Raw genomic sequence first — 22,112 nt, 5'->3', positions numbered from 1 at the left:
GTCGAGGGCGACGACGCGGGTCTCCCCCTCCCCGTAGACCTTGTTCAGGCCGGTGGCGCGGGCGGCCGCCCGGCCGGTGCGGACGGCGGTTGCGGGCATCGTCACGGGGAAACTCCTGCGGGGACGGATTCGGATGATCGGGTTCCGTTCAATCCTCCCAATCCGCGCAGGTCGGAAGTGTCGCCCCGGGGTACGGAGGCCCCCCGCCGTCCCGGCGGGACGGCGGGGAGCGCTCTCCTCCTCAGGTATGACACCGACCCCTGAGGGCGCCGGGCCCCGAGACCATCGGGCCGGGGCCGGACCTCGGAGCGGGCTTCCCGGTCACTCGATCGCGACGCCCCAGTGCACCGCGAGGCCGGCCAGCCCGCCCGCCACCGCCTTCCCGGACGGCGCGAACGTCCAGGCACCGCCGCGCCGTTGGAACGAGCCGACCAGCATCGCGGTCTCCGGCATGCCGCCCGTCGCCGCCGCCCAGCGCTCCGGCCCGGCGGTGTGCGGCCCGTACGAGCCGGCGAGGGCCAGCCCGTGCACATAGCCGAGCGGTACGGCGGGCGGCTCCTCCTCCTCGGTCGAGACCGCGACCACCACCTCGTCCGCCCCGGCCGGCAGCCGCTCCGGATCCAGCGTCAGTTCGGCCGCCCGGACCGGCTCGCCGGGCACCGAGCGGGTGGGGTGGAGGCGCACGGCGCCGTCCGGGTCCTGCGGGTTGTTGAAGAACACGAAGTGCTCGTCGCTGACCACCCTCCCGCTCGCGCAGACGAAGGCGGAGACGTCCAGCTCCACCGCGTCCCCGCCGGCCGTCCGGCTCTGCCAGGACAGCCGCACGGTGGTGGCGGCCTCCGCGGCCTCGGCGGCCTCGGCGGCGGCGCCCGCCGCGGCGGCCCGCCGGGGAGCGGCGGAGCCCCCGCCGCCGAGCCGCCCGCGCAGGCCCTGCTCCGCCAGCAGCTCGACCAGCTCCGGCCCGCTCACCAGCGTCAGCGGCTTGTTGTGGATGTACTCGTAGGAGCCCGGCCCGAACCCGGCCGTGGTCACCAGGATGCCCTTGATGGCGCCGTGGTGGCGCACCGTCGAGTCCAGGTCGCGGACGGCGGTGGGGGAGACCGTCGAGCGGTACCGCTTGGCCTGGATGACGATCCGTCCGCCGGTCACCGGATCGAGGTCCTCCGCGACCACGTCCACCCCGGCGTCGCCGCTGCGGGCGGTGGTCATCACCCGGAACCCGCGCAGCCGGAACAGCTCGGCGATCAGCTCCTCGAACTCGATCGGGTCCATCTCGAAGAGGTCCGGCTCCTCCTCGCCGCCCTGCCCGGCCACACTGCCGCCGACCGTCTCCGGCAGCCGGTCCGGCCGCACCTCGTCCAGCCGCTCGGGCCGCGCCGACAGCTTGCCGCCGAGCCCCTGGAAGCACTCCACGGCCGCCACCCGGTCGAGCGCCAGCCCCGCGAACTCGGCCCGGTCCACCGTCACCGTGGACAGGAACCGCTCCGCCTCCCGGCCGGTCGCCGGGTCGATCCCGCGGACGAAGCCGTTCAGCACCACCGAGGCCAGCAGCCCGTCGCCGTCCGCCCGGAACAGCTCGGTCACCACCCGCAGCGCGCTCTGCGCCAGCACCTCCTTGTACAGCGCCTTGCGCTCGGTGGCAGGGCGGGCCACCTCGGCCTCCCGGTCGTCCGCCTTCACGTAGCGCACCCGCGCGCTCGACGGCACCACGTCCGCGCCCGGCAGCTCCCAGTTGACCACCAGCTGGCGGGTGGACGCCTCCCAGGCCGCGACCAGCCGGTGCGGGAAGCCCTCCGGCCAGCCCGCCGATCCGTACAGCACGGCGCTGAAGTACTCCTGCACCGCCTCCGCCTCGCCGGACCGCAGCCGCTGCAGCAACTCCCGGGTGCCGGCGGCCCGTTCCTCGTCCTGCCGGCGGTGCTGGGCCACCCACTCCAGGTACTGGCCGTGGTACTCGGCCAGCCGGCGCTGCCGGTCCGCCTCCGCGGCCTGCGCCGCGTACCAGTCCTGCTCGAACCGGGCCCGGGCCTGCGCCACGTACTGCTCGTACTGCTGCCACACCCCCGGGTTGCGCGCCTGCACCGGGTCCGGCGGCGGCACCTGGTAGCGCGCCTGGTCCGGCATCGGCACCGGCTCGCCGAGCCGGCCCGGCTCGAACGGCGGCAGCGTGCGCGGCGCCAGCAGCGCCTGCGGGCTGAACGCCGGCCGGCCCAGCCCGGCGGCCAGCAGCCCGCGCAACTCCTCGACCCGGCCGTCCAGTTCGGCCGTCCGCCGGGCCGCCTCGGCCTCCCGCGACTGCTGGTACGCCCGCAGCGCCTCGCGCTCGCCCCGCGCCGCCGCCCGCTGGGCCTCCCGGGCCTCGCGCTCGCGCCGCCGCTCCTCGGCCGCCTGGGCGCGCCAGCGGGCCTCCTCCCGGCGCTGCTGCTGCCGCTGCGCCTCCGCCCAGACCGCCAGCACCCCGTTGTTCCGCCGCCCCGCCACCGTCCACCCCTTCGCTCCGCACCCGACCGGCGCGGCGCCGGCCTCCCGGCCGCGCCGCCCACCGCGCCCGCCACAATAGAACGTGGACGGGCGAACCGGCGAAGCGCCCTGTGACCTGCGGCGGCGTCAGGGGCGGGCCGCCGTCGGCCGGCCGTGCGGATCACCACCTCGCCGACCGGCTCCCGGTCCGCGAAGGCGCGGAAGGCCTGCGGTGCCTCGTCGAAGCCGAACGCGCGCCCGGCCGCCGGCCGCAGCCCGTGCGCCGCGGCCGCGCGCAGCGCCGTCTCCTGGCCGGCAGGCGGCTGTGCGGCTGTGCGGCGGTGTGCCCGGGCGCCTGGGCGGCCCGGCGCCGTCGCGCTCGTTCCGATGCCCCCGGGGGTATCTCTGCTACAGTCGAAATCAGATACCCCGGGGGGTAAACCGTCAGAGATCGTGAGAAGGAGCGACCACGTGTTCTTCGTCGACACCCTGGAGATCGAAGGCCTCGGCAACCGCAGCTACCTCACCGGCGGCCCCGGTGGGGCGGTCGCCGTCGACCCGCCGCGCGACATCGACCAGGTGATCGCCGCGGCAGCCAGGCGCGGCGTCCGCATCGCCTACGTGGCCGAGACCCACGTCCACAACGACTACGTCACCGGTGGACTGGAACTGGCCCGGATCACCGGTGCCCACTACCTCGTCCCCGCCGGGGCCGACGTCTCCTACCGGCGCGTGCTGGTCCACGACGGCGACGACTTCGACGTGGACCCGGCCGAGGGCCTGAGCCTGCGGGCCGTCGCCACCCCCGGCCACACCCCGCACCACACCGCCTACGTCCTCAGCGAGCAGGGCCGCGACGTCGCCGCCTTCACCGGCGGCTCCCTGCTGATCGGCACCGTCGGCCGCCCCGACCTGGTCGAGCCCCGGCTCACCGAGCGGCTCGCCCGCGCCCAGCACGCCTCGGCCCACCGCCTCGCCGACCAGCTGGCCGACGAAGTCCCCGTTCTGCCCACCCACGGCTTCGGCAGCTTCTGCTCCGCCGGCCAGGCCGACACCGACGCCACCACCGTCGGCGCCGAACGCCGCCGCAACGACGCGCTCGTCAAGGACGTCGACACCTTCGTCGCCGACCTGCTCGCCGGCCTCGACGACGTCCCCGCCTACTACGCCCACATGGGCCCGGTGAACAGCGCCGGGCCGGCCCCGGTCGACCTCACCCCGGCGAGCCCCGCCGACCCCGCCGAACTCGCCCGACGCCTCGCCGCCGGCGAGTGGGTCGTCGACCTGCGCGCCCGCACCGCCTTCGCCGCCGGGCACCTGGCCGGCTCCTTCAACTTCGAGGGCGACGGCAAGCTCGCCACCTACCTGGCCTGGCTGATCCCCTGGGGCAAGCCCGTCACCCTGCTCGCCGAGAGCCCCGAGCAGCTGGCCGCCGCCCAGCGCGAACTCGTCCGGGTCGGCATCGACCGCCCCGCCGCCGCGGCCACCGGCGACCCCGCCGGCTGGCTGCGCCCCGGCGAGCAGCTGCGCTCCTTCCGGCGCGCCACCTTCGCCGACCTGGCGAAGGCGCTGACGGAGGACGAGCCACCGCTGGTCCTCGACGTCCGCCGCGACGGCGAGCGGAGCGCCGCCCGGATCGAGGGCACCCTGCACATCCCGCTGCACCAGCTGCACCGCCGCAGCGGCGAACTGCCCGAGGGCGTGCTCTGGGTCCACTGCGCCGGCGGCATGCGCGCGGCCGTCGCCGCCTCACTGCTGGACGCCGCCGGGCGGCAGATCGTCGCCGTCGACGACGGCTTCGACGCGGCGGCGGCGGCCGGGCTGCCGATCACCGCCGGCGCCGAGGGCACGGCCGGCGCCTGAGCGGCCTGGACTGCCGGCACTGCCGGCACCCAGTGCACCCCACCCACTGCACCGCCTGTACCACCGCACCACCCGGAGTCACTGCCCATGCACCGCCCCGATGACCCCCGCTGTCACGCCTCCCGACCGCCCACCGTCCGACCCTGTACCGCCCGGCCCCATGTCGCCCGGCCCCACACCGTCCGACCGCCCGGGCGCACGGCCGGCCGAACAGTCACCTGGCGCCCGCGGCCCGGCACGGCCGGGCGAATATCCCACGTCGTACCCGCTGCCGTACCCCACGCCGTACCCGGCGGTGCTCCGCCCCGGCCGCGCAGCGCCACCCGCCCGCACCCCGCCCGCCCGCACCCCCGGCGGTGCACGTGATCACCCTGGTACTGGCCCTCGCCGCCGGGGCCGTGGTCGGGCTCGTACTCGGCGGCCTCGGCGGAGGAGGCGGCATCCTGGCCGTCCCCGCCCTGATCTACCTGCTCGGACTGAGCCCGGCCGCCGCCACCACCGCCGGGCTGATGATCGTCCTGGCCACCTCGGTCTCCGCGATCGTCGCCCACACCAGGGCCGGGAACATCCGCTGGCGCGTCGCGCTCGCCTTCGCCGCCGCCGGGCTGCTCCCCGCCGCCCTCGCCGGAGCCGCCGCCGCGCGGCTGCCACAGTCGCTGCTCACAGCGGCCTTCGCCCTGGTCGCGGCAGTGGCGGCGATCCGGATGCTGCGCCCGGCCCGGCAGCGGGAGGCCGCGACGGCCGGCCCGGCGCGGGCAGCCGCCACCGGCGCCGGGCTCGGCGCCGTCACCGGACTGCTCGGAGTGGGCGGCGGCTTCCTCGCGGTGCCGGCCCTGGTGACCGCGGTCGGCCTGTCGATGGAGGCCGCCGTCGGCACCAGCCTCCCGGTGATCGCCGTGAACGCCTCGGCCTCCCTCGCCACCCGCGGCGGCGCTGGCTCGGGCCTGGACTGGGCGGTGATCGCCCCCTTCACCGCCGCGGCCGTGCTCGGCGCCTGGGACGGCAAGCGGCTGGCGGCCCGCTTCTCCGGCTCCACCCTGCGGCGGGCCTTTGCAGCCCTGCTGCTCGCCGTCGCGGCGGTCATGGGTGTCGACGCCGTCCTCTGAGCCCCCGTACCCCCACCCCCTCTTCACCACGGAAGGAAGTCTGTTGTGCCCACCCCCACCGCACTCACCCCCGAGCAGGCCCACCCCCGGCTGTCCACCCTCACCGTCGTCGACGTCCGCACCCACGGCGAGTACGCGGCCGGCCACGTCCCCGGCGCGCTGAACGTCCCGCTCGACCAGCTCGGCCGGGCCCTGCCCGCGCTGCGTGAGGCCGCCGGGCGCGGCGGGCTGCTGGTGGTCTGCGCCTCGGGCGCCCGCTCCGGCCGGGCCTGCACCGACCTCGCCGCCGCCGGCATCCCGGCCGCCACGCTCGTCGGCGGCACGTCCGCCTGGGCCGCCGCCGGGCACGCCGTTGACCGCCCCGAGGGCGCACCCGCCAAGGCGCCCTGGCCGATGGATCGTCAGATTCGCTTCGCGGCGGGCGTCTTGGTGCTGGCCGGCCTGCTCGTCGACCTGGTCCTGCCCGGCGCGCGCTGGTTCTCGGCCGCGGTCGGCGCGGGCCTGCTGTTCTCCGCCGTCACCAACACCTGCGCGATGGGCGCGATGCTGTCGCGCCTCCCGCACAACCGTCCGCGCACCGGCCACCGCCACGACCTGGCCGCCACGCTGAACGCCCTCGCCACGGGGCGCTCCGAGCCGGCCCCGCACACCGGCTCGTGACCGGCCCGCGCGCCCCCGGATCAAGGCGGCTCAGCCCCTGGTGAGCGTACCGATACCCGTCTTCTGCCCGTAGCCGGAGACGAGTTCGTTCCCCCGCGGTTCGAGATCGATCTTGCTTCCCCGTAGGCAGCGGCGCCCCGGCCGGGTGGCCGGGGCGCCGTGGGGCTTGGTGCCGGGGTGTCAGCTCTGGGTGGTGCGGCGGCGGCTGATGGCGACGAGTGCGGCGCCGGCGGCGACGGCTGCGGCGGCGCCGCCGGCCTCCAGGCCGAGGCCGTCGTTGGCGCCGGTGGCGGCGAGCTGGCCGCTGGTGGCGGTGACGGTGGTGGTGCCGCTGGTGGCCGGGGCAGGGTTGGTGACCGGGTTGGAGACGGCGGTGACGACCGCGGCGGTCTGCGCGGTCTGGTTGGCGGTCTGCTGCTGGCCGCCGGTGGTGCCCTGGGTCTGGGCCTGGGTCTGGGGCTGCTGCTTGGCGGTCTTCGCCTGCTCGGCCTTGGCGGCGGCCGCGGCGGCCTCGTCCTCGGCGCGGGCGGTGTACTGGCCCTCCTTGAGGAACTTGACGACGTCCGCGTAGGTGCCGTCGAGCGCCTTGCCGGCCGCTGCCTTCACGGCCGGGCCGCCCCGGAACATGATCTGGGAGAGCTTGACCCGGTCGTCGTCCTGCCGGGCGCTCGGCATCTCGACCGTCAGGAAGCGGCGCATGTCGGCGGCGGTGCCCTTGAGGGCCTTCTCGGCGGTCTCGCGGACGCCGGGGCCGGTCTCCTTGTCGGCGAGGATGCGCTCGATCTCCGCGCGGTCGTTGTCCTCGGCGCGGGCGGTGTACTGACCCTCCTTCAGGAAGGACAGGATGTCCGCGTAGGTGCCCCTGAGCGCCGCGCCGGCGGCCTTCTGGACCGCCGGTCCGCCCGTCTCGGCGATCTGGGCGGTCAGGACGCGGTTGTCGTCCCGCCGCTGCTCCTCCAGCTCGACCTCAAGGAAGTGGCGCATGTCGGCGGCGGTGCCCTTGAGGGCCTTCTCGGCAGCCTCGCGGACGCCGGGGCCGGACTCCTTGTCGGCGAGGATCCGCTCGATCTCGGCGCGGTCGCTCTTCTCCTGTGCGGTGCCGTGGTCGTCGGCGGCGTCGGACGCGGTGTCGGGGCCGGTGACGCCGGTGGGCTGCGGGTTGTCGGCGGCGGAGGCCGGCGACTGGAGCAGAACGGGTGCCAGCACGGCAGCGGCGATGACCGCCGAGACCTTGGGCAGCTTCATGCGCGTAAACCTGCTTTATGAGGAGAGATCGTGAACGCGGGTCAGCATAGATCGTTTTCCATGGTTGTCATACCGACATTTCCTCGCGGCAGCGGGTCCGGTGGACACGACCTTCCCGGCGGTCGCGCACGCGTCGACCGGGTCGTCGTGCAGCGGCGCCCCGGCCGGATGGCCGGGGCGTCAAGGTGTTCTGTCGGGGTGTCAGCTCTGGGTGGTGCGGCGGCGGCTGATGGCGACGAGTGCGGCGCCGGCGGCGACGGCTGCGGCGGCGCCGCCGGCCTCCAGGCCGAGGCCGTCGTTGGCGCCGGTGGCGGCGAGCTGGCCGCTGGTGGCGGTGACGGTGGTGGTGCCGCTGGTGGCCGGGGCGGGGTTGGTGACCGGGTTGGAGACGGCGGTGACGACCGCGGCGGTCTGCGCGGTCTGGTTGGCGGTCTGCTGCTGGCCGCCGGTGGTGCCCTGGGTCTGGGCCTGGGTCTGGGGCTGCTGCTTGGCGGTCTTCGCCTGCTCGGCCTTGGCGGCGGCCGCGGCGGCCTCGTCCTCGGCGCGGGCGATGTACTGGCCCTCCTTCAGGAAGTACAGGATGTCCCCGTAGGTCCCGTCGAAGGCCTTGCCGCTGGCCTTGCGGACGGCAGGGCCGCCGGCCTCGCCGATCTGGGCGGCCAGGACGCGGTTGTCGTCCTGGCGCTGCTTCTCCAGCTCCACCTGGAGGAAGTGGCGGAAGTCGGCGGCGGTGCCCTTGAGGGCCTTCTCGGCTGCCTCGCGGACGCCGGGGCCGGTCTCCTTGTCGGCGAGGATGCGCTCGATCTCCGCGCGGTCGTTGTCCTCGGCGCGGGCGGTGTACTGGCCCTCCTTCAGGAACTTGACGACGTCCTCGTAGGTGCCGCTCATCGCCGTGTTGGCCGCTGCCCGCACGGCCGGGCCGCCCCGGGACAGGATCTGCATGAGCTTGACCCGGTCGTCGCCCTCCCGGACCCTTGGCATCTTGACCGTCAGGAAGTGGTGCATGTCGGTGGCGGTGCCCTTGAGGGCCTGCTCGGCTGCCTCGCGGACGCCGGGGCCGGTCTCCTTGTCGGCGAGGATGCGCTCGATCTCCGCGCGGTCGTTGTCCTCGGCGCGGGCGGTGAACTGGCCCTCCTTCAGGAAGGCCTCGCTCTCCGCATAGGTGCCCCTGAGAGCCTTCTCGCCCGCCTTCGTGACCGCCGGGCCGGCGCCGTCGAGGACCCGAGCGATGAGGACCCGGTTGTCGGTGTGACGTGCGGGCTCCAGTTCCACCTCCAGGAAGTGGCGCAGGTCGGCGGCGGTGCCCTTGAGGGCCTTCTCGCCGACCTCACGGACCTTGGACCAGCTCTCCGTGCCCGCGATGATCCGCTCGATCTCGGCGCGGTCGCTCTTCTCCTGTGCGGTGCCGTGGTCGTCGGCGGCGTCGGAGGCCGTGTCGGGGCCGGTGACGCCGGTGGGCTGCGAGTTGTCGGCGGCGGAGGCCGGCGACTGGAGCAGAACGGGTGCCAGCACGGCAGCGGCGATGACCGCCGAGACCTTGGGCAGCTTCATGCGCGTAAACCTGCTTCATGTGGAGCGATCGTGAACGCGGGTCAGCATAGATCGTTTGGCGCGGTTGTCATACCAACGACTTCTGTGACAGGCGGGCGCCACCCGGTGTACATCGACAGGACCACCCCCGGTCCTTCGCGGGAGCGATGTGCGGCCGGGGGCGCCGCAGGCAGCCTGATCCCATGACAGAGCAGACGACGCACCGAGCACCGGCGCCGGCCGGGCGCCGACACCGCTCCTTACCCGCACGGTTGCGGACCGCCGCCGTGGGCCTCTGCCTCACCGCGCTCTCGGCCGCCGCGCTGGCGCCCGGGCCCGCGCAGGCGGCCGGCCCCGAGGAGCTCCAGGAACGCGGCGGCTACACCGCGAAGATCCGGCGGACCGAGTACGGCGTCCCGCACATCCTGGCGCGCGACTTCGGCGGCCTCGGCTACGGGTACGGGTACGCGTTCGCGCAGGACAACCTGTGCCAGCTGGCCGACCACGTGCTGACGCTGCGCGGTGAGCGGTCCCGGTACTTCGGCCCCGCCGAGGCCTCGGCCGACGACCCCCACGTCGCCAACCTGGCCAGTGACACCTACTTCCAGGGCCTGAACCGGTCCGGCACCGTGCAGCGGCTGCTGGACCGGCCGGCCCCGCTGGGCCCGACGCCCGAGCTTCGCCGGATGGTCGAGGGCTACGCGGCCGGGTACAACCGCTACCTGCGCGACACGGGCGTCGGGAGGTTGCCCGACCCGACCTGCCGGGGCAAGGAGTGGGTCGGCCCGATCAGCGCCACGGACCTCTGGACGCTGCTGCTGGACCTGAACACCGCCGGCGGCGCGTCCGCGTACAAGGGCCAGATCGGCTCGGCCGCACCGCCGGGCACCCCACGGGCCGACGCCGCACCCGCCGGAACCCCCGCACCCGCCGGAACGCCCGAACCCGCGCCGCGCCCCGTGCGCCCCGCGGGCGAGGCCGCCGACCTGGGCAGCAACGGCTGGGCCCTCGGGCGCGACGCGACCCGCGACGGCCACGGCATGCTGCTCGCCAACCCGCACCTCAAGTGGGCCGGCAGCGACCGCTTCTACCAGGTCCACCTCACCGTCCCCGGCGTCCTGGACGTCGCCGGCGGGAGCATCTACGGCACCCCGATGGTCGAGATCGGCCACAGCCGGGACCTCGCCTGGACGCACACCACCAGCTACGCCGACCACGCCTCGCTCTACCGGCTGGAGCTCGCCCCCGGCGACCCGACCGGCTACCTGGTCGACGGCCGGCGCGAGCCGATGGGGCGGCAGAGCGTCCCGGTGACCGTCCGCGCCGCCGACGGCACGCTCTCCACCGTCACCGCCACGCTCTACACCTCCCGGTACGGGCCGGTGCTGGCCGACGGCTGGTCCGCCGAGCACGCCTACACCCTCCGCGACGCCAACGCCGGCAACCTGCGCTCGATGAACGAGTGGCTGGCGATGGGCCGCGCCCGCACCCTGGACCAGCTGAAGCAGGCCCAGCGCACCTACCAGGGCATCCCCTGGACGTACACCATCGCCACCGACGCCGGCGGCACGGCCTACTTCACCGACAGCTCCGCCGTCCCGCACCTCACCGACGAGCAGCGCACCGGGTGCACCGTCGAGGCCGACGAGCTCGGCGCCACGCTGGACGGCTCCACCACGGCCTGCGACTGGGGGAGCGACCCGGACGCGCTGGTGCCCGGCGTCTACGGCCCGGCCAACCAGCCGGCGCTGACCCGGACCGACTACGTCGCCAACTCGAACAACGGCCCCTACTACACCAACGCGGACGCACCGCTGGCCGGGCTCCCCGCCGTCTACAACAGCGGCAGCCGGCTCGGGTCGCGCGCGCAGCTGGGCCTGCGGATGATCGACGACCGCCGCACCGGCGCCGACGGGCTGGGCGGCCCGGGGTTCACCCTGCCCACGCTCCAGGCGACCGCGCTCGGCGACCGGGTGTACACGGCCGAGCTGAGCCGCGACGACGCTGTGGCGATGTGCCGGGCCCACCCCGCGCCGACCGCGACCGACGGCACCGCCGTGGACGTCCGCGCCGCCTGCGACGTGCTCGCCGCCTGGGACACCCGCGCCGACGCGGACAGCCGGGGCACGGTGCTCTGGCAGGCGTTCCAGCAGGCGCTGGGCCGCAGCGGCCGGCCCACCTGGTGGCGCGTGCCGTACGACCCGGCGCAGCCGCTCACCACCCCGCGCGGGATCGATGGCGAGAACCCGGCGGCCCGGCGCGCGCTCGCCGACGCGGTGCAGCAGCTGTCGGCCCGGGGCACCCCGCCGGACGCGCCGATCGGCCTGGTCCAGCGCTGGGCGGGCATCCCGCTGCCGGGCTGCTCCGGCGGGCTGGGCTGCTTCAACGTGCTCACCGCCGGCCCGGCGTCGGGCGCGGGCGGCGCCACCCGGCCGGCCGACCTCACGACGATCCCGCACGGCTCCAGCTTCATGATGGCCGTCGAGATGACGCCGCAGGGCCCGCGGAGCCGGACGCTGCTCACCTACGGGGAGTCCGCCGATCCCGCCTCGCCGCACTACACCGACCAGACCCGCCTCTTCGCCCGCAAGGCGTGGGTGACGGAGCGGTTCACCGAGGCCGAGATCAAGGCGGCACCGGGCCTCGCGGTGACCACCCTGGTCCGCTGACACCGTCGGACCCACCAAGGGTGCCGGGGCCACCCGCCCCGGCGCCCCGCCGGTGCGATCCCTTACACCCGCGGGGGCCGTCCCCGCAGCTCGACGGCGGTCCGTCCGGGGCAGCGGGTAACCTCGCTGGTTCGGACGGAGGGGCAGGCATGGGCACAGGGCAGCAGGCGGGCGGCGGGTGGATCTCCACCGGGCTGCAGTGGCGGGACGGGCGGCCGGTGCTCAGCGCCGTGCACGGGCGCCGGGTGCACGAGCGGGTGGCGGAGCCCGGCACCGCGGTCGGCTGGCTGCTGGGCGGGCCCCGCCGCTGCACCGGCGCCTGGCTGGCCGGCGCGACCGAGCGGACGCCCTGTCCGCACCACGCCGCGATCGAGCCCGACGGCGGCGCCGTCCAGTGCGCCGCCTGCCAGAGCGTGGACCGCGGCCTCGCGCTGGCCCGGGACCAGATCCTCGACGACGGGCGCACCTACCGCCTCTACCTCGCCTGGTTCGGCGACGGCCTGCTGAAGGTGGGCCTGACCGCCGAGCAGCGCGGCACCAGCCGGCTGCTCGAACAGGGCGCGCTGGCCTGGACGTTCGCCGCCCGTGGCGCGCTGCCCGCCGTCCGCCGGGCCGAACTCACGATCGCGGCCTCGGGGCTGGCCCGGGAGCGGTTCAACGCCCGGACGAAGCCGGACCACTGGTGGTCGCCCGGCGACGCGGCGCACCGCCGGACGCTACTGCTGGACGCCCGCACCGCGGCGCACCGGCTGCTGGCCGGACACGCGGTGGAGCTGCTGGCCGACCACCCGGTCACCGACCACGTCGCGCTGTTCGGCCTGGCCGACGGCGCCCCGGCCGCCTACGGGCGGATCGAGACGCTGGCCCCGGGCGCGGTGGTCGCCGGGACGCTGCGCCCCCCGATCGGCCGCCATCTGCTGCTCGACCAGCCGGACGGCGGTGAGCCGCTGCTGCTCGACACCCGGCTGCTGACCGGGTGGACGCTCACGCAGGCCGCCGGCCGTCCGGCGTCGGGGCTGGTCGTGCGCCCGCGGGCGCGTCCCGAGGTGCCGGACACCCAGGAGGCGCTGTTCTGAGGTCTGACGTCCGACGGCGCGCGGCCGCCCGCCGCCGCCCGGGCGGCAGTCCGGCGGTCGCCCGCCGGTCCGCCGCCCGGGCGGCCGGCGGTCGAACCGCTCAGGCCAGCTTGCCGCGCACCCCGCCCGGGCCCGACCGCGCGCGGCGCGACGCCGGGGGCCGGGACGGCCGGACGTCGCTGCGGGCGGGCGGCTCGGCCTCCGCCGCCCGCCGCGCCAGTGCGGCCCGGGCGGAGGCCAGCGCCACCCGCGCGAGCAGCGGGTCCTCCCGCAGGCCCGCCGCGCGCTTGGCCGCCTGGCAGTCCGCGCACCAGACGGGCGAGGCGGGCCCGTCCGGGTACACCATGCCCTCCGGCGGTAAGTAGTGGGCGCCGCACTCGACGCACTCGAAGACCATCCTCATCCGACGATCACCGTCCCGGATCCGTGGCACCGACCGCATGGCGACCAGAAGGTGTCGACCCTCGGCACCATGCTCCCTTCCTCGTCCAGCTCGACCGAGGCTTCGGTCTTCTGGGTCCCCCCGGACCCGCCACACCCGGTGCAGGCCTGAACCTCAGGCATATGACCCTCCTTGGCGCGGGGACCCACCGTAGCGCGAATTGCCGCGCCCGGCGCCGCTCCTGACGAACGACCACCCGTGTGGGGAGCGCACGCCGCACCGGCACGCGCCGCCCGTGCGACCTGGGCCGGTGCACGACGGGCCCCGGACACGCCGGTGGGCCCCTCCCGTCCGGAAGGGGCCCACGGTGAGCTGCCGGCACGAACTCCGGGCTCAGCCCAGGGAGCTGCGGAGGAACTCGCGGTTCATCGCCGCGATGCTCGGCAGCGGGATGCCCTTCGGGCAGGCGGTGGCGCACTCGCCGGTGTTGGTGCAGCCGCCGAAGCCCTCGGCGTCCATCGCGGCGACCATGTTCCGCACCCGGGACTTCCGCTCCGGTGCGCCCTGCGGCAGGACGTTGAGGTGGACCACCTTGGCGGAGGTGAACAGCATCGCCGAGCCGTTCGGGCAGGCGGCCACGCAGGCGCCGCAGCCGATGCACTCGGCGTGCTCGAAGGCCGTGTCGGCGGCCTCCTTGGGCACCGGGGTGGCGTGCGCGTCGGGCGCGCTGCCGGTCGGGGCGGTGATGTAGCCGCCGGAGCCGATGATCCGGTCGAACGCCGAACGGTCCACCACCAGGTCCTTGACCACCGGGAAGGCCGAGGCCCGCCACGGCTCGATGTCGATGGTGTCGCCGTCCTTGAAGTGCCGCATGTGCAGCTGGCAGGTGGTGGTCCGCTCGGGGCCGTGGGCCTGGCCGTTGATGACCATGCCGCAGGCGCCGCAGATGCCCTCGCGGCAGTCGTGGTCGAAGGCGACGGGCGTGTCGCCGCGGGTGATCAGCTCCTCGTTGAGGGTGTCGAGCATCTCCAGGAAGGACATGTCGGGGCTGATCCCGGAGACCTTGTAGGTGGTCATCGAGCCGGGTGCGTCCGGGCCCGCCTGGCGCCAGATGCGCAGGGTGAGGTTCATGCGTAGCTCCGCTGGGTGGGGTGGACGTGCTCGAAGTCGAGCTCTTCGCGGTGGAGGACCGGTGCCGTGCCGGTGCCGGTGAACTCCCAGGCGGCGGCGTAGCTGTAGTCCTCGTCGCGCCGGGCGGCCTCGCCGTCCGCGGTCTGGCTCTCGGTGCGGAAGTGGCCGCCGCAGGATTCGGCCCGGTGCAGGGCGTCCAGGCACATCAGCTCGGCCAGCTCGAAGTAGTCGACCAGCCGGTTGGCCTTCTCCAGTGACTGGTTGAGCTCCTGGCCGGTGCCGGGCACCTTGATCCGGCGCCAGAACTCGTCCCGCAGCTTCGGGATCCGGTCGAGGGCGCGGCGCAGGCCGGCCGCGTCGCGGGCCATCCCGCACTCGTCCCAGAGGAGTTCGCCCAGCTCGCGGTGGAATGAGTCGGGCGTGCGGTCGCCGTCGACCGCGAGGATGAGGTTGAGCCGGTCGGCCACCTCGGCCTCGGCGGCGGCGATCTCCCCGTGGTCCGCGGGGACGGCCGGCAGCGGGTTGCGGGCCAGGTAGTCGTTCAGGGTCGGCGGGAGGACGAAGTAGCCGTCGGCCAGGCCCTGCATCAGCGCGCTGGCGCCGAGCCGGTTGGCGCCGTGGTCGGAGAAGTTGGCCTCGCCGATCGCGAACAGGCCCGGCACCGTGGTCTGCAGGTCGTAGTCGACCCAGAGTCCGCCCATGGTGTAGTGGATCGCCGGGTAGATCCGCATCGGTACCCGGTACGGGTCCTCGGCGGTGATCCGCTCGTACATCTCGAACAGGTTGCCGTACTTGGCGGCGACGGCGTCGCGGCCCATCCGGCGGATCGCGTCGGCGAAGTCCAGGTAGACGCCCTGGCCGCCGGGGCCGACGCCGCGGCCCTCGTCGCAGACGTTCTTGGCGGCCCGGGAGGCGATGTCGCGCGGCACCAGGTTGCCGAAGGAGGGGTAGATCCGCTCCAGGTAGTAGTCCCGCTCGGCCTCGGGGATCTCGGCCGGCGGCCGGGTGTCGCCCTTGGCCTTGGGCACCCAGATCCGGCCGTCGTTGCGCAGCGACTCGCTCATCAGGGTGAGCTTGGACTGGTGCTCCCCGGACCGCGGGATGCAGGTCGGGTGGATCTGGGTGAAGCACGGGTTGGCGAAGTACGCGCCGCGCCGGTGCGCCCGCCAGACGGCGGTGGCGTTGGAGTTCTTGGCGTTGGTGGAGAGGTAGAAGACGTTGCCGTAGCCGCCGGTGGCGAGCACCACGGCGTCGGCGGTGTGGGTGGAGATCTCGCCGGTCACCAGGTCGCGGGCGACGATGCCGCGGGCCCGGCCGTCCACCACCAGCAGGTCGAGCATCTCGGTGCGCGGGTGCATCTCCACGTTGCCGGCGGCGATCTGCCGCGACAGCGCCTGGTAGGCGCCGAGCAGCAGCTGCTGGCCCGTCTGGCCGCGGGCGTAGAAGGTGCGGGAGACCTGCACGCCGCCGAAGGAGCGGGTGTCGAGCAGGCCGCCGTACTCGCGGGCGAACGGGACGCCCTGCGCCACGCACTGGTCGATGATCTCCACCGAGACCTGGGCGAGGCGGTGCACGTTGGACTCGCGGGCGCGGAAGTCGCCGCCCTTGACCGTGTCGTAGAAGAGCCGGCGGATCGAGTCGCCGTCGTTGCGGTAGTTCTTGGCCGCGTTGATGCCGCCCTGCGCGGCGATCGAGTGGGCGCGCCGCGGGGAGTCCTGGAAGCAGAACTGCACCACGTGGTAGCCCTGTTCGGCCAGCGTGGCGCCGGCCGCGCCGCCCGCCAGGCCGGTGCCGACCACGATCACGGTGTGCTTGCGCCGGTTGGCCGGGTTGACCAGCTTGGCCTCGAACCGCCGCTGGTCCCAGCGCTGTTCGATCGGCCCGGCGGGGGCCTTGGCGTCGGCGATCGGAGCGCCGACGCCGTACTCGGCGTAGGGGATCGCGGTGTTCACGGCGCTCTCGCCGCTCTGCGCGCCCGGGGTGTGCCCGGTGCTGTCGGTGCTCGACGGGTTCACGGTGTTCAACTCACCACTCCGGCCATCACGGCCACGGGGACGGACAGGAAGCCCACGGTCAGCACCAGGGCGAGGCCGTTGGCGGCCAGCTTCAGCGCCTTCTCCCGGCGGGCGTTGGAGGCGCCCAGGGTCTGTGCGGCGCTCCAGAACCCGTGCCGGACGTGCAGGCCGACGGCCAGCATCGCGACGACGTAGATCACGCAGCTGTACCAGTTCGAGAAGGAGGCCACGATGTTCTGGTACGGCTTGCCGTGCTCGGCGTTGGGGTTCACGGTGAGCGTGGTCAGGTCCAGGATGTGCCAGACGATGAACAGCCCCAGGATCACCCCGCCCCAGCGCATCGTCCGGGTCGCGTAGCTCGCCCGCCGCCGCTTGTGCACGTACTTGCTCGGCCGGGCCGCGATGTCGCGCCGGCTCAGCTGGTACGCGGACACGCCGTGCAGCACCACGGCGGCCAGCAGGCCGGCGCGGGCGATCCAGAGGAACCACTCGTACCGCAGGAACGGCTCGCCGAGGGTGCGAAGCCAGTGCGCGTAGCCGTTCAGCTCGTCCGGACCGAAGAAGATCTTCAGGTTGCCCAGCATGTGGGCGACCAGGTACAGCAGCATGACCAGTCCGCTGACGGCCATGACGGCCTTCTTGCCGACGGTCGACCGCCACAGCGTCACCAGTGTGGACGGGTGCCGGGCCGTCCGAGTCGCGGTTGTCATGGCAGCAACGGTAGGGACGGGCCGTCCAGTGCGTCCAAGACATGATGCGGCTCGCCGCCATAGCCGGCACCTATCGTCCACGCCTATCCTGGCCGGGTGCAGCTCCAGCAACTCCGCTACTTCGTCGCGGTCGCCGAGACCCGCCACTTCACCCGGGCCGCCGAGGCGGCGCACGTGGCCCAGCCCTCGCTCTCCCAGCAGATCCGCGCCCTGGAGCGCGAGTTGGGCGCCGAGCTGTTCCACCGCACCCGGGGCAACATCGCCCTCACCGACGCCGGCGACGCGCTGCTGCCGCTCGCCCGGCGCATCCTCGCCGACACCGAGAGCGCCCGGCTGGCCGTCCAGGAGACGGTCCAGCTGCGCCGCGGCCGGGTCCGGCTCGGGGCGCCGCCGAGCCTGTGCACCAGCCTGGTGCCGGACGTGCTGCGGGTCTTCCGGGACCGCTACCCGGGCGTGGCGCTGCTGGTCCGCGAGGGCGGCTCGCGCGACCTGGTCCGCACGCTGGCGGCGGGCGAGCTGGACCTCGCGCTGATCATCACACCGCCGAGCGGCGAGGCGGCGCCCGCGCTGGACGTGACCGAGCTGCTGCACGAGGAGCTGGTGCTGGTCTCCCGGTCCGCCGAGGGGCGCCGCCGCAAGGTCCGGGTGGCGGAGCTGCGCGGGCGGCCGCTGGTGATGTTCCGCGAGGGCTACGACGTCCGCGAGGCGACCCTGGAGGCCTGCCGGGCTGCCGGGTTCGAGCCGGAGTTCGCGGTGGAGGGCGGCGAGATGGACGCGGTGCTCGGCTTCGTCGGCGCCGGCCTCGGCCCGGCCGTGCTGCCGGGCATGGTGGCGGCCCGCTCCGGGCTGGCCGTCACCCCGTTCGCCGGGCCCGGTCTGGGGCGGAACATCGCCGTGGCGCACGGCCGCGAGGTGCCGCTCACCCGGGCCGCGGCCGCGCTGCGCGAGACCCTGCTGGCCCACCTGCGGGACGCCGCCCGGGACGGCGAGCTGCCGCCGGGCACCCGGCTGCTGCTGGCCTGAGCGGGGCGCCGGCTCCGCGCCGCCGGGGTCCGCCGGGCCTTGCCGCCGGGTCCGCCGCACCCGACTGTTCGCGCGATTGGTTGGCAGGGTGTGCGAAGCACCCGAATCGTGATCCGGAACCGCCACCGGCCCGGAACCCCGTGTTCACGGGCGTGCGTCCCGTGCAGTGACCGCGGTGCCGTATGGTGCGTCGCCGCAGTGCCGAGCAGAGCAGTCACGGGCGAGCAGGAAATCACGGGGAGTACGACGCGATGGGCGACGGGAAGCAGCTGGACGGCAGACCGGTCGGGGGCGACAGCGCCCCCGCGGGCGGCGCGCCGGAGATCGAGGACGAGCGCCCCTGGGAGCTCCCCGACTACCTCCACGAGCGGGAGCTCGGCGCCGGCGCCAGCGGCCGGGTCGTGCTCGCCCACCACCGGGAGACCGGCACCCCGGTCGCGATCAAGTACCTGCACGGCTCCGTCGGCACCTCCGGCCTGCGCGAGGAGGCCGAGGTCCTCGCGGCCGTCGACTCCCCGCACGTCACCCGGCTCTACGAGTACGTGGAGGGCGAGCGCGGCTCGGCCATCGTGATGGAGCTGGTGGACGGCATCGCGCTGCGCGACCTGCTCCGCGCCGAGGGCGCCACCACCCCGGAGGCCGCCCTGGTGGTCCTCAAGGGCTCGCTGCTGGGCCTGGCCGCCGCCCACGAGGCCGGGGTGGTGCACCGCGACTACAAGCCCGCCAACGTCCTGGTCGACACTGCGGGCACCTCCAAGCTGGTCGACTTCGGCATCGCGGTGGCGCGCGGGGAGGAGGGCGACGTCTCCGGCACGCCCGCCTACATGCCGCCCGAGCAGTGGGCGGGGCGGCCCGCCTCGCCCGCCGGCGACGTCTACGCCGCCACCGTCACCTTCTTCGAGTGCCTGACCGGCGCCCGCCCCTACGCCGGCACCACGATCGCCGAGCTCGCCGTCCAGCACACCGAGGCCCCGATCCCGGCCGAGCAGGCGCCGGACCCGGTCCGCCCGCTGATCCTCTCCGGCCTCGCCAAGGACCCGGCGGACCGCCCCGACAGCGCGGCCGCCCTGGTCGAGGAGCTGGAGGCCGTCGCGGCGGCCGCGTACGGGCCGGACTGGGAGGAGAAGGGCTGCCTCGACCTGGTCGCGCTGGTGGCCCTGCTCGCGCTGCTGCTGCCCGGTGCCGGCGGCGCCGCGGGCGGCACCACGCTGGCCCACACCGCCCTGGGCGGCGGGGGAGCGGTCGGCACCGAGGCGGCCGGCACCGTCCTCACGGCGGGCCTGGACGCCGCCGCCGAGGCCGGCACCGCTCCGGCGGCCCCGGTCCGCGAGACGCTGGTGCGCCGCGGGGCGCGGCTCGGCAGCCGCGGCAAGGCGCTGGTCGGGGTCGTGGCCGGCACCCTGACCCTGGCCACCCTGGCGGGCATGGCGATGGCGGGGGCCGCCGACGGCGGCGCCCACACGGTCACCGGCGGGGCGGCCCCCGAGGCCACCACCACGCTCGGCACGACCGACCCGACCGGCGGACCGTCGCCCGCGGCGAGCAGCGCCACCGACACCCCGTCCGCCTCGCCGTCCGCCTCGACGGACACGCCGTCGGCCTCCGGCAGCCCGAGCGCCACCGCCACGGCCGGCTCCCCGACGGCCGGACCCTCCGGCGCTTCGCCGACCGGTGGGGCACCGACCACCAAGGGCGCCCCGCCGGCCACCGGAGCCCCCGCGCCCGGGCAGCCGACCCCGCCGCCCGCCGGCCCGGCCTCGCCGCCCCCGACGGCCCCGCCCGCCGGTCCGGCCGCCCCCACGACCGTCGTCGCTCCGACGTCGGTCGTCACCCCCACGCCGACCCCGACCGTGGCGCCGGCCACCCTCGCGGTCAGCACGGTGAACCTGGACGCGCTGACCTGCAGCGGCCGTTGGAGCCTGAGCGCGACGGTCACGGTGGTCGCCCAGGGCACCGGCAGCGGGACGCTGACGCTGAGCTGGTTCCACACCTCCGGCGGACGGTCGGTCACCGTCGCGACCGACACGGTGGCGATCCAGGGCGGTCGCGCCACCGTCACCCGGGCGCACGACTTCGGCTCGGCCGACACCTTCCCGACCTGGGGCGTGCGGATCGGCACCAGCCCGGCGGCGGGCAAGCCGGGCAAGACGTCGGACACGGTCAACGCCTTCGTCTGCGACCCGCCCCGCTGAGCCCGCGCCCCTGAGCTTGAGCCGCTGAGCCCGAGCCCCTGAGCCCGAGCCCCTGTGCCGGTGCCGTCGAGTCGGCGCCGGCACGCCTCCCCCCGATCCGGTCCGTCACCGACCGGCCCCGAACCACTCGTCCCCACCCCGCTCTCCGGAGGAGCCATGCCCACGTCCCGCCCCGACTCCGCCGCGGCCCCGGCGCCCGAACCGGACCGGACCGTCCGGCTCGGCGCGGCCCCGGAGGGCGCCGAGCAGACCGTCCGGCTCGGGTCCGGTCCGGCGACGGAGGAACTGACGGTGCGCCTCACCGGAGCCCCGGAGGACGTCGAGCAGACGGCCCGGCTCGGCTCGGAGGCGGTGGAGGAGACCGTGCGGCTGGCCGGAGGCTCGGGAGCCGTCGAGGAGACGGTCCGGCTGGCCGGAGGCTCGGGAGCCGTCGAGGAGACCGTGCGGCTGGAGTCCGGTCCGGTGACGGGGGAGCGGACCGTCGAGCAGGCCCGGACGGCCGTGGCACCGGCCGCCGCCGGGCCGGACGCCGAGGCCACCGTCCGGCTCGACGCCGACGACCCCGGGAGCGCGACCTTCCTCGACCCCCGGGTCTGGGGCGGCGCCCCGGAGGCAGGGGAGACCGGCACTCTGGTGGACACCCGGACCGGCGGCAGGACGGTGCCCGCCCCGCCGGCGGCGAACGAGGAGGACGCGACCGGCACCGTGGAGAGCAGCGCCACCAACCCGACCGGCTCCTCGCCGACCGGCGGCACGAAGTCCACCGGTGACGCGCAGGAGGAACGTTCCTTCGCCCCCGGCGAGCTGCGGCGCTTCGGCCCCGGCGTCCCGCCGCAGGCCGCCGCCGTCTGGCACGGCGCCACCCTCCCGGACCAGCAGCAGCCGGAACGCCGCCGGGCGTCCCGGTGGCTGGTGCCGCTGGCGGTGCTGCTCGCCGTCCTGGCCCTGCTGGCCTTCCTGTTCTGGCGCTTCACCTCGCCCGCCCTGGCGGTCACCGGCGTCGGCGTGACCACCGACCCGGCCGGCCCCGGCTGCGGCGGCACGGCGGTGATCACGGCGGCGGTGGAGACCAACGGCGGCGCCGGTACCATCCGCTACCGCTGGCTGCGCAGCGACGGCACCACCTCCGACGAGATCCGCCAGGACGTCGAGTCCGGCGCCCGCAAGGCCGACCTGGTGCTGCGCTGGAGCTTCGAGGGCCGCGGCGAGCTCCAGGCCACCGCGACCCTGCAGATCCTCGCCCCGGACACCCGCACCGCAGCCACCTCCTTCCCCTACCGCTGTTCCTGAGCGGCGCGTACGGAGTGCTCGGGAGGCCCGCCTCCTCCCGGCCCCGGGGCGGTGAGGGGTTTCCACCGACTCGCGGACGGACGCGAACGGGCCCGGGGCTGCTGCCCCGGGCCCGTTCGCGTCGCCGGGGTGGGTCAGGCCGGGAGGACGGCCTCGATCGCGGCGATGACCTCGTCCGACTCCGGCTCGGTGCGCGGGCGGATCCGGGCGGCCACGGTGCCGTCCGGGGAGACGAGGAACTTCTCGAAGTTCCACGCGATGTCGCCCGCCTGGCCCTCGGCGTCGGCGGTGCGGGTCAGCACCTCGTAGAGCGGGTGCCGGTCGTCGCCGTTGACGTCCGTCTTCTCGAACAGCGGGAAGGAGACACCGTAGGTGGTGGAGCAGAAGGTCTGGATCTCCTCGGCGCTGCCCGGCTCCTGCCCGGCGAACTGGTTGGACGGGAAGCCCAGCACGGTGAAGCCGCGCGCGGCGTACCGCTCCTGGAGCCGCTCCAGGCCCGCGTACTGCGGGGTCAGGCCGCACTTGGAGGCGACGTTGACGATCAGCAGCGCCTTGCCCTTGTAGTCGCCCAGCGAGGCGGCCTCGCCGGAGAGGGTGCGCAGCGGGATGTCGTACAGGCTCACGGAGATGCCCTTCGTTCGGTCGGACGGGTCGGTATCGGAACAGGGGTGTGCGGAGCGCGCCGGGGCGCGACTCACCGTGGCGCACAACTCCCGAGTGCGCCGGTCTGTTCCCGATCGTCATTCGACCAGGTCAGGCG

At 75.3% G+C, this 22,112-nt stretch carries 16 protein-coding genes and 1 pseudogene; 8 read left to right on the top strand and 9 right to left on the bottom strand.

Annotation, left to right across the window (positions count from 1 at the left end):
- Both ACIPSC_RS23915 and ACIPSC_RS23910 read right to left on the bottom strand, forming a co-directional pair.
- Window positions 1-99 (bottom strand): annotated as a pseudogene (locus ACIPSC_RS23915) (ABC transporter ATP-binding protein); the annotation flags it as partial.
- A gap of 222 nt (window positions 100-321) precedes the next feature.
- Window positions 322-2,481 (bottom strand): restriction endonuclease, encoded by a 2,160-nt coding sequence (locus tag ACIPSC_RS23910; protein WP_400828125.1) that lies wholly within the window; start codon window positions 2,479-2,481, stop codon window positions 322-324.
- Between the two features lie 450 nt (window positions 2,482-2,931).
- On the opposite strand from ACIPSC_RS23910, the gene ACIPSC_RS23905 reads away from it, so the two are divergent.
- The 3 genes from ACIPSC_RS23905 (at window position 2,932) to ACIPSC_RS23895 (ending at window position 6,089) form a co-directional block, all read left to right on the top strand.
- Window positions 2,932-4,323 (top strand): rhodanese-like domain-containing protein, encoded by a 1,392-nt coding sequence (locus ACIPSC_RS23905; RefSeq protein ID WP_400828124.1) that lies wholly within the window; start codon window positions 2,932-2,934, stop codon window positions 4,321-4,323.
- A 362-nt stretch (window positions 4,324-4,685) separates the two neighbouring features.
- Window positions 4,686-5,429, top strand: a complete 744-nt coding sequence (locus ACIPSC_RS23900) for a TSUP family transporter (RefSeq protein WP_400828123.1) — start codon at window positions 4,686-4,688, stop codon at window positions 5,427-5,429.
- Window positions 5,430-5,474: 45 nt separating this feature from the next.
- Window positions 5,475-6,089, top strand: a complete 615-nt coding sequence (locus tag ACIPSC_RS23895) for a rhodanese-like domain-containing protein (RefSeq protein WP_400828122.1) — start codon at window positions 5,475-5,477, stop codon at window positions 6,087-6,089.
- A gap of 180 nt (window positions 6,090-6,269) precedes the next feature.
- On the opposite strand, the gene ACIPSC_RS23890 is transcribed toward ACIPSC_RS23895, so the two are convergent.
- Both ACIPSC_RS23890 and ACIPSC_RS23885 read right to left on the bottom strand, forming a co-directional pair.
- On the bottom strand, window positions 6,270-7,334 hold the full coding sequence (locus ACIPSC_RS23890) for an ALF repeat-containing protein (protein WP_400828121.1): 1,065 nt from the start codon (window positions 7,332-7,334) through the stop codon (window positions 6,270-6,272).
- A 201-nt stretch (window positions 7,335-7,535) separates the two neighbouring features.
- Window positions 7,536-8,885 (bottom strand): ALF repeat-containing protein, encoded by a 1,350-nt coding sequence (locus tag ACIPSC_RS23885; protein WP_400828120.1) that lies wholly within the window; start codon window positions 8,883-8,885, stop codon window positions 7,536-7,538.
- A gap of 182 nt (window positions 8,886-9,067) precedes the next feature.
- On the opposite strand from ACIPSC_RS23885, the gene ACIPSC_RS23880 reads away from it, so the two are divergent.
- Window positions 9,068-11,533: a penicillin acylase family protein gene (locus ACIPSC_RS23880; RefSeq protein ID WP_400828119.1), complete on the top strand. Its 2,466-nt coding sequence runs from the start codon at window positions 9,068-9,070 to the stop codon at window positions 11,531-11,533.
- Between the two features lie 149 nt (window positions 11,534-11,682).
- Window positions 11,683-12,609 (top strand): DUF2797 domain-containing protein, encoded by a 927-nt coding sequence (locus tag ACIPSC_RS23875; RefSeq protein WP_400828118.1) that lies wholly within the window; start codon window positions 11,683-11,685, stop codon window positions 12,607-12,609.
- A gap of 100 nt (window positions 12,610-12,709) precedes the next feature.
- Here the strand turns inward: ACIPSC_RS23875 and ACIPSC_RS23870 are convergent, their stop codons facing one another.
- The 4 genes from ACIPSC_RS23870 to ACIPSC_RS23855 form a co-directional block, all read right to left on the bottom strand.
- A complete protein-coding gene (locus tag ACIPSC_RS23870) occupies window positions 12,710-13,012 on the bottom strand; it encodes a hypothetical protein (RefSeq protein ID WP_400828117.1) in 303 nt (100 codons plus the stop codon).
- Between the two features lie 372 nt (window positions 13,013-13,384).
- Window positions 13,385-14,122, bottom strand: a complete 738-nt coding sequence (locus ACIPSC_RS23865; RefSeq protein ID WP_313762130.1) for a succinate dehydrogenase/fumarate reductase iron-sulfur subunit — start codon at window positions 14,120-14,122, stop codon at window positions 13,385-13,387.
- Complete coding sequence (locus ACIPSC_RS23860; protein ID WP_400828133.1) at window positions 14,119-16,074, bottom strand: fumarate reductase/succinate dehydrogenase flavoprotein subunit; 1,956 nt, start codon at window positions 16,072-16,074, stop codon at window positions 14,119-14,121. Before ACIPSC_RS23860 ends, ACIPSC_RS23865 begins: the two co-directional genes overlap by 4 nt.
- Before the next feature lie 68 nt (window positions 16,075-16,142).
- On the bottom strand, window positions 16,143-16,847 hold the full coding sequence (locus tag ACIPSC_RS23855) for a succinate dehydrogenase cytochrome b subunit (RefSeq protein ID WP_400828116.1): 705 nt from the start codon (window positions 16,845-16,847) through the stop codon (window positions 16,143-16,145).
- A gap of 96 nt (window positions 16,848-16,943) precedes the next feature.
- On the opposite strand from ACIPSC_RS23855, the gene ACIPSC_RS23850 reads away from it, so the two are divergent.
- The 3 genes from ACIPSC_RS23850 to ACIPSC_RS23840 all read left to right on the top strand — a co-directional run bounded on the left by ACIPSC_RS23850 (window position 16,944) and on the right by ACIPSC_RS23840 (window position 21,352).
- The gene (locus ACIPSC_RS23850; protein WP_400828115.1) at window positions 16,944-17,870 is read left to right on the top strand and encodes a LysR family transcriptional regulator; all 927 of its coding nucleotides are present in this window, start codon (window positions 16,944-16,946) and stop codon (window positions 17,868-17,870) included.
- A gap of 251 nt (window positions 17,871-18,121) precedes the next feature.
- The gene (locus ACIPSC_RS23845) at window positions 18,122-20,062 is read left to right on the top strand and encodes a protein kinase (protein ID WP_400828114.1); all 1,941 of its coding nucleotides are present in this window, start codon (window positions 18,122-18,124) and stop codon (window positions 20,060-20,062) included.
- A 156-nt stretch (window positions 20,063-20,218) separates the two neighbouring features.
- Window positions 20,219-21,352 carry a hypothetical protein gene (locus ACIPSC_RS23840; RefSeq protein ID WP_400828113.1) on the top strand — a complete coding sequence of 378 codons (1,134 nt, stop codon included), beginning with the start codon at window positions 20,219-20,221 and terminating at the stop codon, window positions 21,350-21,352.
- 134 nt (window positions 21,353-21,486) lie between these two features.
- Here the strand turns inward: ACIPSC_RS23840 and ACIPSC_RS23835 are convergent, their stop codons facing one another.
- Window positions 21,487-21,975 carry a glutathione peroxidase gene (locus ACIPSC_RS23835; RefSeq protein ID WP_400828112.1) on the bottom strand — a complete coding sequence of 163 codons (489 nt, stop codon included), beginning with the start codon at window positions 21,973-21,975 and terminating at the stop codon, window positions 21,487-21,489.
- Window positions 21,976-22,112 lie beyond the last annotated feature (137 nt).

It is taken from the genome of Kitasatospora sp. NPDC090091 (assembly GCF_044747365.1).
GTDB lineage: Bacteria > Actinomycetota > Actinomycetes > Streptomycetales > Streptomycetaceae > Kitasatospora.
The sequence above is the reverse complement of the archived record's forward strand: the minus strand, read 5'-3'. Positions and strand labels throughout refer to the sequence as shown.

Excerpts from the sequence above, each read along its gene's own strand:
- ACIPSC_RS23875 (WP_400828118.1), top strand. The coding sequence starts at position 11,683 with ATGGGCACAGGGCAGCAGGCGGGCGGCGGGTGGATCTCCACCGGGCTG.
- ACIPSC_RS23865 (WP_313762130.1), bottom strand. The coding sequence starts at position 14,122 with ATGAACCTCACCCTGCGCATCTGGCGCCAGGCGGGCCCGGACGCACCC.
- ACIPSC_RS23855 (WP_400828116.1), bottom strand. The coding sequence starts at position 16,847 with ATGACAACCGCGACTCGGACGGCCCGGCACCCGTCCACACTGGTGACG.
- ACIPSC_RS23845 (WP_400828114.1), top strand. The coding sequence starts at position 18,122 with ATGGGCGACGGGAAGCAGCTGGACGGCAGACCGGTCGGGGGCGACAGC.
- ACIPSC_RS23885 (WP_400828120.1), bottom strand. The coding sequence starts at position 8,885 with ATGAAGCTGCCCAAGGTCTCGGCGGTCATCGCCGCTGCCGTGCTGGCA.
- ACIPSC_RS23870 (WP_400828117.1), bottom strand. The coding sequence starts at position 13,012 with ATGAGGATGGTCTTCGAGTGCGTCGAGTGCGGCGCCCACTACTTACCG.
- ACIPSC_RS23840 (WP_400828113.1), top strand. The coding sequence starts at position 20,219 with ATGCCCACGTCCCGCCCCGACTCCGCCGCGGCCCCGGCGCCCGAACCG.
- ACIPSC_RS23890 (WP_400828121.1), bottom strand. The coding sequence starts at position 7,334 with ATGAAGCTGCCCAAGGTCTCGGCGGTCATCGCCGCTGCCGTGCTGGCA.
- ACIPSC_RS23880 (WP_400828119.1), top strand. The coding sequence starts at position 9,068 with ATGACAGAGCAGACGACGCACCGAGCACCGGCGCCGGCCGGGCGCCGA.